Annotated in this window: 11 protein-coding genes and 1 pseudogene; 5 read left to right on the forward strand and 7 right to left on the reverse strand. The window is 72.3% G+C overall.

What is annotated here, in order from left to right; all coding sequences use genetic code 11:
- Positions 1-68: 68 nt before the first annotated feature.
- Positions 69-1,835 (reverse strand): glycoside hydrolase family 6 protein, encoded by a 1,767-nt coding sequence (locus tag ABD54_RS11145; RefSeq protein WP_047869381.1) that lies wholly within the window; start codon positions 1,833-1,835, stop codon positions 69-71.
- A 675-nt stretch (positions 1,836-2,510) separates the two neighbouring features.
- Between ABD54_RS11145 and ABD54_RS11150 the strand changes: the two genes are divergently transcribed.
- On the forward strand, positions 2,511-3,218 hold the full coding sequence (locus ABD54_RS11150) for a lytic polysaccharide monooxygenase (protein WP_047869382.1): 708 nt from the start codon (positions 2,511-2,513) through the stop codon (positions 3,216-3,218).
- Between the two features lie 143 nt (positions 3,219-3,361).
- Here ABD54_RS11150 and ABD54_RS11155 read toward each other — a convergent pair whose 3' ends face one another.
- Positions 3,362-4,006, reverse strand: a complete 645-nt coding sequence (locus ABD54_RS11155; RefSeq protein ID WP_047869383.1) for a response regulator transcription factor — start codon at positions 4,004-4,006, stop codon at positions 3,362-3,364.
- Entirely contained in the window at positions 3,997-5,160 is a 1,164-nt protein-coding gene (locus ABD54_RS11160; protein ID WP_053063572.1) for a sensor histidine kinase, read from the reverse strand. The genes ABD54_RS11155 and ABD54_RS11160 overlap by 10 nt, the downstream gene beginning before the upstream one ends.
- Positions 5,161-5,510: 350 nt before the next feature.
- Here ABD54_RS11160 and ABD54_RS11165 point away from each other — a divergent pair, with 350 nt between their 5' ends.
- Complete coding sequence (locus ABD54_RS11165; protein WP_047869385.1) at positions 5,511-7,022, forward strand: nitrilase-related carbon-nitrogen hydrolase; 1,512 nt, start codon at positions 5,511-5,513, stop codon at positions 7,020-7,022.
- Between the two features lie 101 nt (positions 7,023-7,123).
- On the opposite strand, the gene ABD54_RS11170 is transcribed toward ABD54_RS11165, so the two are convergent.
- Positions 7,124-7,426 carry a hypothetical protein gene (locus tag ABD54_RS11170; protein WP_394324539.1) on the reverse strand — a complete coding sequence of 101 codons (303 nt, stop codon included), beginning with the start codon at positions 7,424-7,426 and terminating at the stop codon, positions 7,124-7,126.
- Positions 7,427-7,793: 367 nt separating this feature from the next.
- On the opposite strand from ABD54_RS11170, the gene ABD54_RS11175 reads away from it, so the two are divergent.
- Positions 7,794-8,762 carry a YafY family protein gene (locus tag ABD54_RS11175; RefSeq protein WP_047869386.1) on the forward strand — a complete coding sequence of 323 codons (969 nt, stop codon included), beginning with the start codon at positions 7,794-7,796 and terminating at the stop codon, positions 8,760-8,762.
- Between the two features lie 48 nt (positions 8,763-8,810).
- On the opposite strand, the gene ABD54_RS11180 is transcribed toward ABD54_RS11175, so the two are convergent.
- Positions 8,811-9,605 (reverse strand): SDR family NAD(P)-dependent oxidoreductase, encoded by a 795-nt coding sequence (locus tag ABD54_RS11180; protein ID WP_047869387.1) that lies wholly within the window; start codon positions 9,603-9,605, stop codon positions 8,811-8,813.
- 196 nt (positions 9,606-9,801) lie between these two features.
- Between ABD54_RS11180 and ABD54_RS27195 the strand changes: the two are divergent.
- Positions 9,802-10,080 (forward strand): annotated as a pseudogene (locus tag ABD54_RS27195) (ATP-binding cassette domain-containing protein); the annotation flags it as partial.
- 111 nt (positions 10,081-10,191) lie between these two features.
- On the opposite strand, the gene ABD54_RS11185 reads toward ABD54_RS27195, so the two are convergent.
- Both ABD54_RS11185 and ABD54_RS11190 read right to left on the reverse strand, forming a co-directional pair.
- Positions 10,192-12,627 carry a GH92 family glycosyl hydrolase gene (locus tag ABD54_RS11185; protein WP_047869388.1) on the reverse strand — a complete coding sequence of 812 codons (2,436 nt, stop codon included), beginning with the start codon at positions 12,625-12,627 and terminating at the stop codon, positions 10,192-10,194.
- Between the two features lie 218 nt (positions 12,628-12,845).
- On the reverse strand, positions 12,846-14,492 hold the full coding sequence (locus ABD54_RS11190) for a glycoside hydrolase family 10 protein (RefSeq protein WP_047869389.1): 1,647 nt from the start codon (positions 14,490-14,492) through the stop codon (positions 12,846-12,848).
- Positions 14,493-14,837: 345 nt separating this feature from the next.
- Here ABD54_RS11190 and ABD54_RS11195 point away from each other — a divergent pair.
- On the forward strand, positions 14,838-16,443 hold a 1,606-nt coding region (locus tag ABD54_RS11195; protein WP_327136717.1), incomplete at its 3' end, for an RHS repeat-associated core domain-containing protein.

Genomic DNA, 16,443 nt, shown 5'->3' on the forward strand with positions numbered 1-16,443 from the left:
GCGGAGGTGCCCGCCCGTGGAGGACGGGCACCCCTCGTACTCACCGCGCCGGCGGACGGCCGCCGGTCCTACTGGACGGGCGGGTGGGCGTTGGCCAGCAACTCCTGGAACTGCGCGGAGAACCAGTGACCCGAGACCGGCGCGTCGGGCAGCGCACCGCTCATGCTGTAACCGTTGCGCGGGTTGCCCTCATAGGTCGGGTCGCACATCCGGTCGAAACCCTTGCCCTCGTCGTTGTCGATCAACTCACTGGCCCCGTCGGACTCACCCGGAGGCTTCATCCACACATAGGCGTCGATCCCCGCCTCCGGAGCGGCCTGCGGGCGCTCGCCCAACCCCGCACCGGACTGGTTGCACCAGTTACCCGACTGGATACGGCGGTCGTAGCGGCCCCCGTCCACGTAGGCGTTCACGTCCGTGCTCGGCCCCGGCCCGTCCGGACGGTCGGGCCCGCCCCACCCGTTGCGGGAGGTATCGATGAGCATCCCGATCCCCGAGTCGAAGCCCTGGCCCACCAGCTCCTCACGCAGCCCCTGGGCATAGGACAGCTCGTCGGTGAACTGGTTCCAGTCCACCCAGTCCGACTGGCGCACCGGCGTGCCCGCGACGGTCTCGCCGATAGCGAAGTTCTCCTCCACCAGCGCCGAGTAGTTCGCGGTGTTGGCGATGAACCCGTGCACGTCGTCGGGGCTGGCCCCGGCGGCGTTGGCCGCCTCGTAGAACAGCGCCGCCGAGGCGGTGAAGTTGTCCTGCCAGCCGATCCACCCGTGGTGGCCGGCGTCGACGTAGTTGTAGACGTTGTCGACCGCGCCCAACTGCGCCAGCGCGTAGCCCACCCCCTCGACGTAGTTGCCGTTGGCCAGCATCTCGTCGCAGTTCTCGGTCGCGGTCTCGCGCGGGGAGACGTTGGTGACCAGGTTGGGCAGCGAGTCGATCTCGACCGTGGTCACGATCCGCAGCTCGGTGTCCTCGTAGTCGGCCAGGATCTGGGTGATGGGGTCGATGTAGTCGTTCTTGTACCGGTCGATCTCGTCCGGGCCCAGCTCGCCGTTGGAGGCCAGCGCGGAGCAGTCGCGGCCGGGCAGGTTGTAGATGACCACCTGGAAGACCAGGGGTTCACCGTCGGCCTGGGCCAGGGCCTCGTCCAGGTGGTCGCGCAGGCCCATGTTGCCGGTGGTGGGGCTGTCGTTGCCCTCGATGGCGCTGATGCGGTCCAGCCACACCCCGGTGGGTTCGTCGGCCACGGCGTCCCCGCCGGGCTCGGCGGCGGCGTTGGCCGACCAGATCGGGTTGACGTAGACGTCGGCGCCCACGTACGGGTTGTCCACCCGCTCACCCGTACCGGGGTCCGGGTCCGGATCGGGGTCGGGGTCGGGGTCCGGATCGGGTCCGGGGTCGACCAGGCCCTCACAGGCCACACCGTTCAGGGAGAACTCGGCGGGGACGGCGTTGCTTCCGGAGTAGGTGCCCTGGAAGCCGAAGGTGGCCGTACCGTTGGTGGAGAGGGAGGCGTTGTGCCCGGCGTTGGTGGCCGAGACGCTCTGTCCGCTCTGGGTGAGGGTGCCGTTCCAGGAGTTGGTGACCCGCTGGTTTCCGGGGAAGTCCCATTCCAGGGTCCAGCCGTCGACCGCGTCGCCGAGGTTGGTGATCTCCACGCTCGCGGTGAAGCCGGAGCCCCAGTCGTTGAGTTGGTAGTCGACCTCGCAACCGGCCGCGGCACTGGCGGGGGCGGAGGAGCCGACGGCCAGTGCGGCGCCGACGATCAGGGCCGATGTCGCGGCGAGGCCGCGCCGTGCGCCCGGACGTCTGTCCGGAGCGCGCAGGATTCTGCTCATCTCTTCTTTCCTCATGGTGGGGGGTTGCCAGAGGGAGCCTTGGGAAGTGCCGGGCCGGGAAGTTCGGGCCCGGCAGACGGGGGCGCGGACAATTCCCTGCGTTTATGGAGGTGAGCGCTGCATTCGCATGCCTTAGATCCGGGGTAAAGCTGAGCGAAAAGGACCGGAAGGGTTGGGAGCGCTCCCAGTCGGGGTGAGCGGGGGTTTAGGGGGATGGGTGTGAACAGTGTGTGCGAGGGCGTTGCCGGTTTCCGTGACGGAGTGTTACGGGTCCGGAACGCTTTCCTGAACGGTAGCCCGACAATGGTGATATGTAAACACCATATGACCGGAGTATTTCTGGTACGCGGTTCAAATGAGGGAAATGCCCAGGTGGTGACCTGATTCACAACCGGTCAGTAATAACCGGCGGTCGCCGGGCGGACACGGCGGGCAGCCCCGCTGTGGCGACCGCCGTGCCGCGCCGCAGTGGTGTGCCGCAGTGGTGCGGCGCGGCGGTGGCGCCGGTGTCCCGTCCGGCGGGCGAGCGGGGGTGCCGAGGGCGGCGGCCCCGCTCCGAGGAGTGCGCCGAGGATTTCCCGCGCGCTCTGTTTCGGTTCGGCTCCGAGGGGTAACATGCGTTGTGGGAGCGCTCCCGTCGATCGGCTGACCAAGCCGAGAACGATGGAGAACGCAATGGAAAGCACGACCCCCCAAGCCGTCGAGACCACCGAGACCACCGACAGCACCGGGACCGCCCGCCGGACCTGGGCCGCGCGCGCGCTCGTCCTGGCCTCCGTGCCCCTGGTCGCCCTGACCACGATGGCCGCCCCCGCCTCCGCGCACGGCTCGATCGTGGACCCCGCCAGCCGCAACTACGGCTGCTGGGAGCGCTGGGGCAGCGACCACCTCAACCCGGACATGGCGCAGGAAGACCCCATGTGCTGGCAGGCGTGGCAGGACAACCCCAACGCCATGTGGAACTGGAACGGCCTGTACCGCGACAACGTGGGCGGCGACCACCAGGGCCAGGTCCCCGACGGGACCCTGTGCAGCGGCGGCAACACCGAGGGCGGCCGCTACGACTCGATGGACGCGGTCGGCGCGTGGAAGACCACCGACGTCGGCGACGACTTCACCCTCCACCTGTACGACCAGGCCCAGCACGGCGCGGACTACTTCCGCGTCTACGTCACCGAGCAGGGCTTCGACCCGACCAGCCAGGCCCTGGGCTGGGGCGACCTCGAACTGGTCGAGGAGACCGGTCCCTACGCGCCCGCGCTGGACAGCTACATCGACGTCAGCACCTCGGGCAGGTCCGGCCACCACATCGTGTTCACGATCTGGCAGGCTTCCCACATGGACCAGGTCTACTACCTGTGCAGTGACGTGAACTTCACCTGATCCCCACGACCAACCGACCGGCCGTCCGGACCCCTCCTCCGGACCGGGTCCGCCGGGACCTCCACCCCCGGCGGACCCTCGGCCGACGGCCGCGCGGCGGACACCGCTCACCGCCGCGCGGCGCCCAGGCGTCCCGCCCGCGCTCAGGCCTCCATGTAGCGCAGCACCGCCAGCACCCGGCGGCTGTACCCCTTGGTGTCGCCCAGCTCCAGCTTGTCGAAGATGGCGTTGGCGTGCTTCTCCACCGCGCTCTGCGACACGAACAGCCGCGCCGCGATCGCCGAGTTGATGTGCCCCTGCGCCATCAGGGCCATGACGTCGCGCTCGCGCTCGGTCAGACGCCCCAGCGGGTCCCTGCGGCTGCTGCCCGCGAGCAGTTGGCGCACCACCTCCGGGTCGAAGGCCGCGCCTCCCCTCCCCACCCTCACCAGGGCTTCGAGGAACTCGTCCACCTCCACCACCCGGTCCTTGAGCAGGTAGCCCACGCCGGTGGTGTTCTCGCCGAACAACCGGGTGGCGTACCGCTTCTCCACGTACTGGGACAGCACCAGCACACCCACGTCGGGCCGTTCCCGGCGTATCCGCAGCGCGGCGCGCAACCCCTCGTCGGTGTGCGTGGGCGGCATGCGCACGTCCACCACCGCAACGTCGGGCGCCTCCTCGCGGACGGCAGCCAACAGGGCGTCGGCGTCCCCGACCGAGGCGAGCACCCGGTGCCCCTCGTCCTCCAGGAGCCGCACCAGCCCCTCGCGCAGCAGTGCCGAGTCCTCAGCCAGCATCACCCGCACGGCAGCTCCGCCCTGACCGTCGTCGGCCCGCCCGCCGGGCTGTCCACCGACAGCCGGCCGTCGAGCGCCTCGACCCGGCTGGCCAGACCGGCCAGCCCCGTCCCAGCGGAGTCGGCCCCGCCCACCCCGTCGTCCCGTACCCGCACCACGACGGACCTCGCTCCCTCCTCGCCCTCCGCGCCGACCAGCACGCTGACCCGTCCGGCGCGCGCGTGCTTGACCGCGTTGGTCACCGACTCGGCGACCACGAAGTAGGCCGCCGTCTCCACGGTCGGCGGGCACGCGCCCTCCAGGCCGTACTCCAGGTCGATCGGCAGACCCGACCGTCCGGCCAGGTCGTGCAGCGCGGCCCGCAGCCCCGACCCGGCCAGCGCGGCCGGGTAGACCCGCCAGGCGACCTCCTTCAGGTCCCGCAGGGCGTCGCGGGACTCCTCGTAGGCCTGCTCGACCAGTGCGCGCCCCCGCTCCGAACCCGGGTCGCGGCGGGCCCGGCCCAGCGCCATCCCCAGCAGCACCAGGCGCTGCTGGACGCCGTCGTGCAGGTCGCGTTCGATCCGGCGGCGCTCCTCGTCCACTGCGGCGACCACCCCGGCGCGGGTCGCGACCAGGACCCCGATCCGCTCCTCCATGAGGTCCTGGCGGCTGGGGCCGAGGAACCGCCGGGCCAGCCAGCGTTCCGTTCCCACCAGACCCACGGTTCCCTGAGCGCTCAGGTACATCAGGGCCAGGCCGATCGGCACGATCGCGGGGTCGTTGCCGTCGAGCGCCTCAAGCGGTGACAGCGCCAGGTAGAGCCCGGCGGCGAAGAAGGTCAGGACCAGCCCGCCGAAGAGCCCCACCGGGCAGCGCACCGCGAGGTAGGCCAGGGGGCGGGCCGTCCCGGGGCGCACGGTGATGTGGACGCCGAACAGGGCGGACAGGCGGCCGCGCTCCAGGGAGACCAGCGGCCGTGCGGCCCCGTCCAGCGCCCGGCGCAGGGACGCGCGCGAGGCGGGGCGGAGCAGGAGCGGCAGCGCTGGAGCGGCTGCCGCGAGGACCGCCGCGAGGAAGAGGGCCTCGGCCAGCGCGGTCACCGCTCCGGCGGCGGCGCCCGTCACGGCCCGGCCCCATGCGCGCGCCACCGCTGCCGGATGCGCGTCCCCGTGCGTCGTCACGCCCGTCCTCTCCGTTCGTCCGATCGCCGCCGCTTCGGGCGCCCGGCTCCGGCTCCGGCCGTGTCCGGTGGTCGCTGGTGAGTGCCCGGCGACCGCCTTCGGCCGCCCGCGCGCGGGCCCGTGCCCTCGGAACCCGTGTTCTCGGAGAACGGGGGGAGGCCCCGGTCGGCGTCAGCGTCGACACTAGCCACCCCCCGGGCGCGCGGGTACTGCGGAACACCGCATTCCGGGGTGGGGGGCCGCGTCCCGAACAGGGCGGGATTCCCCATGGGCGCCGGGGCCGCGGCCGCCTAGCGTTGTGGTCGTGCCGGCCGGCCGAGACCCCCGTTCCCCGAGACGAAGGCCGAACCATGACCGCGCCCCCGACCCTCCCGCGCTACGCCTGGCTCCTCGCCGGTACCGCCCTGTCCCTCTTCGCGATGCAGGCCGCCTGGGACATCGCGCTGCTCGCGTGGGTCTATCCGGTCCTGCTGCTGCGCTTCGCACGCGCCAGCCGACCGCTGCCCGCCCTGTCGGGCGTCCTCGCCGCCAGCACGGCGGCCGTGCTGGTCTGGCTGTGGCTGGCCGACCTGCTCTCCCCGCCGCTGGTGCTGCTCGCGCTGGCCCTGGCACTGGCCGACGCGGCCCCCTACGCCGTCGACCGCCTCCTGCACCGCCGACTGGGGGAGCGCGGCCCGTGGCCGTTCAGCCTGGTCTTTCCGCTCACCACCGTGGCCGTGGAGTTCACGGTGGCCTCGGTGACCCCATTCGGCACCATCCACGGGGTCCTCGGCGCCACCCAGGCCGACAACCTCTCGCTGATCCAGGTGTCGTCGGTGACCGGCGTGTACGGAGTGAGCTTCCTGGTGGCCTGGGCGTGCTCGGCGGCGGCGCTGCTGTGGGCGCGCGGCCTGACCGACCGCGCGGCCCGCGCGGTGGCGGCGGTCTGCGCCGGAACGGTCGCGCTGGTCGCGGTCGCGGGCGGCGCGCGCCTGGTATTCGCCGCGCCCTCGGGCGACACCGTGCGCGTCGCCGGGGTCACCGCCTCGCAGGACGCCTGGGAGGAGCTGGTGCCAACCTTCCGGGAGTACGACTCGCTGGAGGCGCTGCGGGCCGCCGATCCGGCCGTCCTGCGTGAGCGCTTCGGCTTCGTCAACGACGAACTCCTGGCCAGCACCGCGAGGGAGGCGGCCGCGGGCGCCGAGGTCGTGGTGTGGCCCGAGTCGGCGGCCTTCACCCTGGAGGAGGACCGGGACCTGCTGGTGGCCGACATCCGGGAGGTGGCCCGGGACCACGGGGTGTACGTCAACGCCGGTATGTCGGTCTACACCGGGCGGACCCCCCACATCCGCAACCAGATGCTCATGGTCGCCCCGGACGGCGGGGTCGCGTGGACCTACGACAAGAGCAGGCCGGTACCCGTCCTGGAGCCGTACGAGCCGGGGCCCGGCACGGTGCCCGTCGCGGACACACCGGCGGGGAGGCTGGCCGTGGCCATCTGCTACGACGCCGACTTCCCGGGGCTGGTCCGCCAGGCGGGCGCGCGGGGCGCGGACGTCCTGCTGGTCGGCGCCAACACCTGGGAGGGGATCAAGGAGACGCACGCGCGCAACGCGGTGTTCCGTGCGGTGGAGAACGGCTCGGCCCTGTTCCGGCAGGCGAGCCGCGGCCGGGCCAACGCCACCGACCACCAGGGGCGGGTGCTGGCGACGACCGACTACTTCACTACCGGGCAGCAGACCATGGTCGCCATGGTGCCCCGGGAGGGGGTGACGACGGCCTACTCCCGGATCGGGGACGCCTTCGCCTGGACGTGCGTCGCCGCCCTGGCCGCGCTCACCCTGCTCTCGGCGGCCCGGCCGCGCCGGCTGTTCACCGGCTGACGGAACGCGGCGCGGCGGCTTCGCGACGCACGAAGGCCCGCCCGGGGCACGGGTGCTCCGGGCGGGCCCCGCCCTCCCGGCCGGGGCCGGGGGGCGACAGGTCAGTTGTTGCCGAAGAAGTGGTCGGCGGCGGCGCCGCCCGGGTCCTCCGCGATACCGCTCACGGTGTCCGCCTGGTCCTGGAAGCCGCCGACCGCCTCGGCGGCGCTGTCCTGGAAGCCGCCCACGGCCTCCTCGCCGTAGGCCTGGGCGCCCTCGGTGAAACCGCCCACGGCCTCCTCGCCGTAGGCCTGCGCGGCCTCTCCGGCGCCGCCCACGGTCTCGCCGACCCCGCCCACGGCGTCGGACACTCCCTGGGCTGCTTCCTCGGCCGCTCCGCCGAAGAGGTTGCTCAACCAGTCCATCACGTCGCGCACATCCTTATCTCAAGTCCGTGGGGGCCGATCCGTCTATGTCTACCCGGTCCGGGTAAACTCTCAGTAAGGAACGGACGCGCAGGGTGATCTTAAAGGGTCACAATGCGACTCGTGCGCCGTTCCCTTCCCCTGGAACCGCTGGTCAGCGCGTGAGGTCTCGGTCCCAGGCGACGGGGGCGATTCCACGAGAACGCCGGTGGTGTCCACGATCACACCACCGGTGCCCTTCTGTCACCCCGGTGATCGCGCGCAAATCCGCTTTCCGGACTGCCGGAACACCCGGCCAGAGCGGCGACCGCGCCGCACGGGCGTATCGCGGTCCGAACCCGGCCGCATCCGGCGGAGAATGGGCCGCATGGCCGACACGAGTGCGCGGATGCTGCGCCTGCTCTCCCTGCTCCAGACCGGCAGGGCCTGGCCCGGCGCGGACCTGGCCGCGGCCCTGGAGACCAGCCCGCGGTCGCTGCGCCGCGACATCGACCGGCTGCGCGAACTGGGCTACGCGGTGGAGAGCCTCCGCGGCCCCGGCGGCCACTACCGGCTGGTCGCGGGCCGCGCGGTACCGCCCCTGCTCCTGGAGGACGACGAGGTCGTGGCAGCCGCCCTGGGGCTGCGGATCGTCGCCGCCGGACTCGGCGGAGTGGAGGGCGTGGAGGAGAGCGCGGAACGGGCCCTGGCCCGGTTCGGCAGGGTGCTGCCCTCACGCCTGGCCCGCCGCGCGAAAGCGCTGGCCTCGGCGGTCGAACCGGAGCAGCGGGTGTGGCCCGGCGTGCGGACACGGGTCCTCACCGACCTGGGCGAGGCCGTCGCGGACGGGCACTGGGTCCGGATGCTCCACCGGGGCGGCGACGGCCGCGAGCTGCGCCGCAGGGTGGACCCGTACCGGCTGGTCCTGTCCGGACGGCGCTGGTACCTGTTCGCCTGGGACCGCGAGCGCGACGACTGGCGGACCTTCCGACTCGACCGGATCGCCGGGGTCACCCCCACCAGGGCGCACTTCACCCGCCGGGAGCTGCCCGGGGAGCCGCTGGCCGACCACCTGGAGCGGGGCTTCGTAGCAGGGCAGGCCCGGCACACGGTGTCGGTCCTGTTCGACGCGTCGGCCGGGGAGGTGGCGGCGCGGATCTCCCGGATCGACGGCGACCTGGAGGCGGTCGGCCCCGACCGGGCGCGCTACACCGCCCGAGTGGACTCCCACGAGTGGCTCGCGGTCGTCCTCGCGCTCACCGGCCTGCCCTTCACTGTCGAGGGCCCGCCGGAGTTCGCCCGCCGCACCGCGGCGCTCGCCGACCGCCTCCACCGGTCCGTGGGCGGAACCGGCTGAGAGCCGCGCCGTGCCCGGACGCCGGGTGCCCGGCCTCCGGGGGCGTTCTCAGGAGACGATGGAGTCGACGTACCCGCCGTCCACCCGCACGGCGGCCCCCGTGGTGGCCGAGGCCAGCGGCGAACTCAGGTAGGCGACCATGTTGGCGATCTCCTCGGGTTCGATCAGCCGCTGCAGGAGCGACTGCGGCCGGTGCAGGCGCATGAACTCCCGCTGCGCCTCCTCCCAGGGCAGGTCCCGGTCGACGAGCTGGTAGACGAAGTCCTCCACGCCGCCGGTGCGGGTGGGACCGGCGATCACCGAGTTGACGGTCACCCCCGTGCCCGCGGCCTCCTTGGCGAACCCCCGCGAGACCGCGAGCAGCGCCGTCTTGGACATGCCGTAGTGGATCATCTCGGCCGGGATCACCACCGCCGAGTCGCTGGCGATGTTGAGCACCCGGCCCCACCCGCGTTCCGTCATCCCGGGCAGGAACTCCCTGGTCAGGCGTACGGCGGAGAGCACGTTGACCTCGAAGTAGCGCCGCCACTCCTCATCGGAGATGTCGAGCGCGTCCTGAGCCCCGAAGATCCCGAGGTTGTTGACGAGCACGTCGAGCCGGGGGAGCAGCTCGCGGAGCCGGTCGACGCCCTCCTCGGTGGTCACGTCGGCGGGCGCGGCCACCGGCGCGGCCCCGGGCACCCGTTCGGCGATCGCCTCCACCGCGCGGGCGACCTTCTCCCCGCTGCGCCCGTTGACCGCCACCGTCGCCCCGGCGCGCGCCAGCGCCGTGGCGACGGCCAGGCCGATGCCCTGGGTCGAACCGGTCACCAGGGCCGTGCGTGTACGCAGATCGATGTCCATGGGGTCACGCTACGTCGCGCCGAGCCCGCCGCCCAACGCGACCCGTCGCCCCGGGTCCCGGAGGTGAGGTGGGGTCCGCCCCACCACCGGACCTCCGTCCAGGCCCAGTGACGCGGACCGGCCCCCGTGTTTGGCTCCTGCGAGGGGCCGGACAGGGTGCCGAACCCCCCACACGACGAGACGAGCGGAGTTCGCCATGGACGGGCACGTCCGGGACCAAGCCGGAGCCGACGCCGCACCCCACGCGCTGCGGGCGTGCGGGCTGACCAGGACCCACAGGCGGGGCGGCGTTCCCGTCCACGCGCTGGCCGGGGTGGACGCGGCCTTCCCTCGGGGAGGGTTCACGGCGGTCATGGGCCCCTCCGGCTCGGGCAAGAGCACCCTCCTGCACTGCCTGGCGGGGCTGGAACGCCCCGACGCGGGCCCCGCGACGGTCACGGGCGGGTTCCGGAATCCGGTCGCGTGCAGAGGTCGGTACGGGTATCACACTTGCTCGGGAACCCGATCGCGGACGGGCGCCGCGTCCGTTCGGATACCCGGTCACGGGCGGGCGCCGCACCCGGGAGCGCGGCGCCCGCCCACAGCCTCAGTGGTCGACCGGCAGGTCCTCCGGAGCGGTCGCCCACTCCGTGTTGGGCTCGCCGACCAGCACGTGCGTGACGCGCCCGCCCCCGCTGAGGAAGGACTCCGGCAGCCAGGAGCGCGTGTGCTCCCGCCCGTCCAGGCGCACCGAACCGATGTAGGGCGTGTCCGGCCCGGCGTTCGGGGCGACGACGGTGATCGGCTCGCGTCCGCTCGGCGCGATCCTGGCGTAGGAGAACACCGGGGCCGACAGCAGCAGCTCGCCGCGCCCCGGCGCCTGTGGGAACAACCCCAGGGCCGAGAACACGTACCAGGCCGACATCGTGCCCAGGTCGTCGTTGCCGGGCAGGCCGCCCGGCCCCGTCCCGTACTGGGTGTCCACGATCTGGCGCACCGTCTCCTGGGTCTTCCACGGCTGCCCGAGCGCGTTGTACATCCACGGCGCGTGGATGCCCGGCTCGTTGGTGGGGTCGTAGCGCAGCGGGTCGCCGCCGCCCACCGACCACGCGCCGTCGGGGGTGCGGAAGAACCCGTCCAGGCGCTCGGCCGCGGTCTCCCGACCGCCCATCGCCTCGGCCAGGCCGCCGACGTCGTGCGGCACCATCCACGTGTAGGTCGCGCTCGTGCCCTGCGCGAACCCGGTGCCGCTTCTGGGGTCGAAGGGCGTCACCCAGGACCCGTCTGCGTCGCGCGCCTGCGCGTAGCCCGCCTCCGGCGCGGCCCCGGGGTTGTAGACGTTGCGCCAGTACCCGCCGCGCTCGGCGAACACCGCGGCGTCGTCCCCGCGCCCCAGGCGCTCCGCCCACTGGGCGAGCGCGTTGTCGGCCACGGAGGCCTCCAGCGTCTCCGCGGCCCCGCCCCAGCAGTGGCAGTCGTCCTGCGGCGCGTAGCGGAGTTCGAGGTAGCGCTCCAGGTTCGGGCGCTGGCCCTCGCACTGGCCCGGGCACCCGGCGTCGGACAGGCCGTCGGGGTGCGGTTCGGTGGCCTGGGTCCGCAGGGACGCGTAGGCGGCCTCGGCGTCGAACCCGTCCACGCCCATCGCGGCGAACGTCGCCAGCGTCGCGGCCGAGGGGTCGCCCGTCATCACGTGCGTGGGCCCGTTGACGTGCACCCAGCGGTCCCACACGCCGCCGTTCTGCTCGGAGAAGTTGAGCAGGGACTGCGCGAAGTCCCCGGCCACCCCGGGCTCCAGCAGCGCGAGCAGTTGGACCTGCGCGCGGTACTGGTCCCAGCCGGAGAAGTTCGTGTACTGGGCGCCCTGCCCGTCCGCCACGCGGTGCGCCCCGCCGTCCATGCCCGGGTAGCGGCCGTCGACGTCGCTCACCAGGTTGGGCTGGAGCAGTGAGTGGTACAGCGCCGTGTAGAAGGCGGTGCGCTGGTCGTCGGTGCCGCCGCCGACCCTGATCGTGCGCAGGCGCCGGTTCCAGGCCTCGCGCGCCGACGCGGCCACCGCGTCCACGCTCTGCCCGGGGGCGATCTCGGCGGCGAGGTTGGCCTCGGCGTTCTCCGCGCTGACGTAGGAGATGCCCACGCGCACGCCCACGTCGGAGCCCTCGGGGAAGGAGACGTAGCCGCCCGAACCCCGGCCCCGCCGCTGGTCGCGGTCGTAGCCCTCGCCGCCCGAGGCGGTGGTGGCCCCCGGCTTCAGCTCGCCGTCCTCCCACGTGCCCGCCCCGGTGAAGGGGGTGTCGAAGTGCGCGGTGAAGTGCAGCCGGTAGTAGGAGTTCCGGTTGTTCTCGCCGCCGTTGGCGCGCTGTCCGCAGAAGGCGCCGGTGAGCACCGAACCGCTCACCGTGCGGGCCTCCGCGTCGATGCGGACGTCGGCGTCCTCGCTGCCGTTGAGCGAGTTGGAGGTGCGGAAGAGCAGGCTGGCGGGGGCGTCCGAGGGGAAGTCGAACTCCCCGGCGCCGGACCGGTCGGTGACGCTCAGGTCCGTGCGCACCCCGTTCTCCAGGGCCACGGTGTAACGGCCGGGGGAGGCGGACTCGTCGGCGTGGTCGAAGTCGCTCGCGTACACCTCGTCGCGGGTGTCGGCGCTGGGCGAGCTCTCCACGGGCACGGTGACCGGCATGATCGGCACGTCACCGGCGGCACCGGGGTGGCACCCGGCGCCGTTGACGTGGGTCAGGGCGAAGCCCCGCACCCGCGTGACGTCGTAGGAGTAGCCGTTGGCCGCGCCGGTGTCGGTCTGGTCGCCGCGGGTGGTGGTCGGGCTCCAGGAGATCATCCCGAACGGCCGGACCGCACCGGGGTAGGTGTTGCCGCCGTTCGTGGAGCCGATGAACGGGTCCACGTGATCGACGGGCGAGGCCACGGCCCGGGCCGTGCCGGCCGGGAGCGGCGAGGCTGAGGCCGCCGGGGCGGGGGAGAGCAGGGCGGCGCCGACGGCGAGGGCGAGCAGCGGGGACAGGAGTCGGGGGGAGCGTGGAGGGAGGGTCATCCTCTGCGGTCCTTCGGGGGAGCGGACGGTCCCGGCGAGTCTGGCCCAGCGGTGCGCGCCGTGGCCAGGTCCTGGCGGGGGAGTTGGCGCGTTCTTCGCTGGTCCGTCGCCGTGGTGTCACGGACCGACCACGGTGCGGACCGGATCGGCGCGGGACTCGGGGTCGGGGGAAGAGGCCGGGGCCCGGCGCACGCGCGCCGGGCCCCGTGGTTCACCGGTCAGCCCCGGGGCACGTGCCTCGGGTTGCTCGTCGTGCTCTCGTGGTGCAGCCGGTCCAGGGCGGTCACGTAGTAGGTCACGTCACCGCCGCCGGGCGCGGTGAAGACCGTCTCGCCGCCGTCCCCGGCCGCGCGCACCGTGCCGATCAGTGCGCGCGCGTCCTGCACTCCGCACGGGACCTCCTGCCGTCCGGGTGCGCCCTCCAGCTCGTAGACCGCGTAGTAGGCGGGCCTGCCGCCGCGTCCGGGGCGGATGGTCAGCTCGGTGCCGCCGTCGGCCCGGGCGGCGGCGGTGACCACCGGCGGCGCGGGAGCGGCCCCGCCCAGGTCCTCCTTGACCGGGATCAGGGCGGGGTTGGCGTAGTGCTGTTCGACCACGACGTCCATGGCGTCCCTGGCGTTGGTGCGCAGCGAGTTCGCGCTGAAGTAGACGTCCCCGTCCACGCCCGGGTGCTCGCGGTTCAGGTCCAGGTGCCGGGAGAGTTCGTCCGGGTCGGACCAGGCGCCCGCGTTGCCGGCCTTGTAGGTGGCCTGGCCGATGTAGAGGTGTACGCCGGTGCCCTCGGTGACCTGTTCCCACCAGGGGACGAGCACCGCGTAGTCGGCCACGGGCAGGCCGATCTCCCAGTAGACCTGCGGGTTGATGTAGTCCACCCAGCCCTCGCGCACCCACCTGCGGCTGTCGGCGTAGATCTGGCTGTAGGACTCGAACCCGCCGGTGTCGGAGCCGTTCGGGTCGCTGGTGTCGTTGCGCCAGATCCCGAACGGGCTGATGCCGAACTTCACGTGCGGCTTGGCGGCGTGCACCGCCTCGTCCATCTCCCGGACCATGCGGTTGACGTTGTCGCGCCGCCAGTCCCCGATGTCGCCGAACCCTCCGCCGTACTCGGCGAACGTGTCCTGGTCGGGCACCGTCTCGCCCGCCACCGGGTAGGGGTAGAAGTAGTCGTCGAAGTGGACGCCGTCCAGGTCGTAGTTCTCGACCGCGTGCATCATCGCCTCGACGACGAACGCGCGCACCTCGGGGATGCCCGGGTCGTAGTAGAGCTTGCCGCCGTAGGCGAAGACCCAGTCCGGGTTGACCCGCGCCGGGTGGTCGGCCACCAGGCGCGAGGGGTCGTCGTGCATGGCCACCCGGTAGGGGTTGAACCAGCCGTGGAACTCCAGGTTGCGGGCGTGCGCCTCCTCGACCGCGAACGCCAGCGGGTCGTACCCGGGGTCGGCGCCCTGCGTGCCGGTGAGCCACTCCGACCAGGGCTCGTGCGGGGAGGGCCAGAACGCGTCGGCGGTCGGCCGGATCTGCACGAACACGGCGTTGAGCCCGTCGGCCTCGGCCCGGTCGTACAGGTCGGTCAGCTCGGCCCGCTGGGCCTCGGGCGGGAGGCCCTGCTCGCTGGGCCAGTCGATGTTGACCACCGAGGCGATCCACTCGGCGCGCATCTGCCGCTTGGGCGGGGCCTGCGGATCGACCGCGCACGGCTCGGTGGAGGTGTTCGTTGCCGGGGCGGCCGGAGCGGCGGCAACCGCCGTGTGCGGCGCGTGGAGCAGCGACGCGGTGATCGCTGCGGCCAGTGCGACGGCTCGGGAGACCCGGCCCGCTCCCCGGGCGGGCGGGTGAGCGGGACGGTTCCGGTGCGGTTTCGCCAACGTGGGCTCCTTCCGGCTTCTGTCGTGCGGACAGCGAGCAGCCGGAAGGGACGCGCTCCGGTGCGGTCACCGCGCGCGGCGTCCGGGTCTGCCCTAGGAGAAAACCTTCATGATTTGTCGGGCAGATGCAAGACTCCTACGTCAGGTTGGTGCCTATGTGTCGCGGGAGTCGGGGGGCTCCTTACTGGACTCGCGCGGCAACACCATGATCAAGCGCGGGCCCTACCACAACGGGGAGAACCCGGCGGGGGAGCTGTTCGTGATCGTGGTCGACAACCACGACGAGGCTCCGCGGACGGGACTGTCCGGGCGTCCTGGGCCTACGACACCGTGGCGACGGGACAGTTGACCTCCTCCACACGCCACGAGGACGGCAACTCCTACACCGACCAGGTGCTCAGCTACGACTCCATGGGGCGTCCGCTGGCCCAGCAGGTGCTGATCCCCGGGGCCGAAGGAGGGCTGGCGGGCCGCTACCTGTTCCGCACCCTGTACAACCCGGACGGCAGCGTCAGCTCCACCGAGTTCCCCGCGGCTGGTGATCTGCCCGGCGAACCCGTCGTGTACGACTACGACGACCTCGGCAACGTCACTTCGGTCACAGGCAACGACCACATCGTCACCGAGGCGGTCTACTCCAAGGTCGGCAACCTCGTCCAACGCGAGTTCAGCCGCAGGCCCCTGGGCACGGACAAGACCTGGCAGACCCTCGACTTCGACGAGAAGACGAACCGTCTGGACATGGCCAGCGTCGTGCCGGAGGTGGGCGAGGGATCGCTGTCCACGAAGACCTACGCCTACGACGACATCGGCAACCTGCTGCGGGTCAGCGACGAGCCCACCGACCCGGTACGCGCCAGCGACGTGCAGTGCTTCGACTACGACCACCTGCGCCGCCTGAACCAGGTGTGGACTCCGAACGCCACCGGTGAGGAGGCCTGTGCCGCCGAGCCCGATGCTCAGAACCTGGGTGGGCCCGCTCCGTACTGGCACTCCTACACCTACGACGAGACCGGCAACCGTGTCGAGGAGATCCAGTACGCGCCGGGCGGCGGACAGACGACGCGCTCGTACTCGTCCCCGGAGGAGGGGCAGGGTCCTGCTCACGCGATCACCGGCGTGGAGGAGCAGGGTGTTGGTGGGGTCACCGAGCACTCCTACGACTACGACGCGTCCGGGAACATGGTCCGCCGCACCACAGGCGAGCGAGACCAGGTCCTGGAGTGGGGGCCCGAGGGCGAACTGGCCAGTGTCACCGAGGGTGTGGACAGGACCGAGTACGTCTACGACGCCGCCGGTGAGCGGTTGCTGCGGCGTGCGCACGGGGCCACCACCCTGTACCTTCCGGGAATGGAGGTGACCTGGGACCCGGCCGCGGGAACTGAGGAGGCCACGCGCTACTTCGAGCACGCGGGTGAGACGGTCGCGGTGCGCGAGAACGACGGGGATCTGCACTGGGTGTTCTCCGACCACCACGGCACGGGTGAAATGGCGGTGGACGCGGTCTGGGGAGAGGTCGTTCAGCGGCGGATGACCGTGTTCGGTGAGAACCGTGAGGCCGCGGGGGAGTGGCCGGGTGAGCGCGGGTTCGTGGACGGCACGGTCGATGAGTCCACGGGGCTGACCCAACTGGGTGCGCGAGCGTATGACGCGGCGCTGGGCCGGTTCGTCTCGGTGGACCCGTTGATGGACCTGGCCGATGCTCAGAAGATGAACGGGTACCTGTACTCGAACAACAACCCTGCCTCGCTCACGGATCCGAGTGGTTTGGACTGGCATCCAGCTCGGGGCTATGCTCCGTTGCCGGATTACGGTAGCAAGCCTTCTTGGCACCCGGCACGCGGTTACGCACCGCCTCCGCAGAGCGTGCAGAGGGCGTTCAGCGCCACGGTGTCTTCGCCAGGCGCTAATTATAGGAGATTCAATAATTATGTGGTTTCGTCAAAGGACG

This window comes from Nocardiopsis sp. RV163 (assembly GCF_001029525.1).
GTDB classification, from domain to species: Bacteria; Actinomycetota; Actinomycetes; order Streptosporangiales; family Streptosporangiaceae; genus Nocardiopsis; species Nocardiopsis dassonvillei.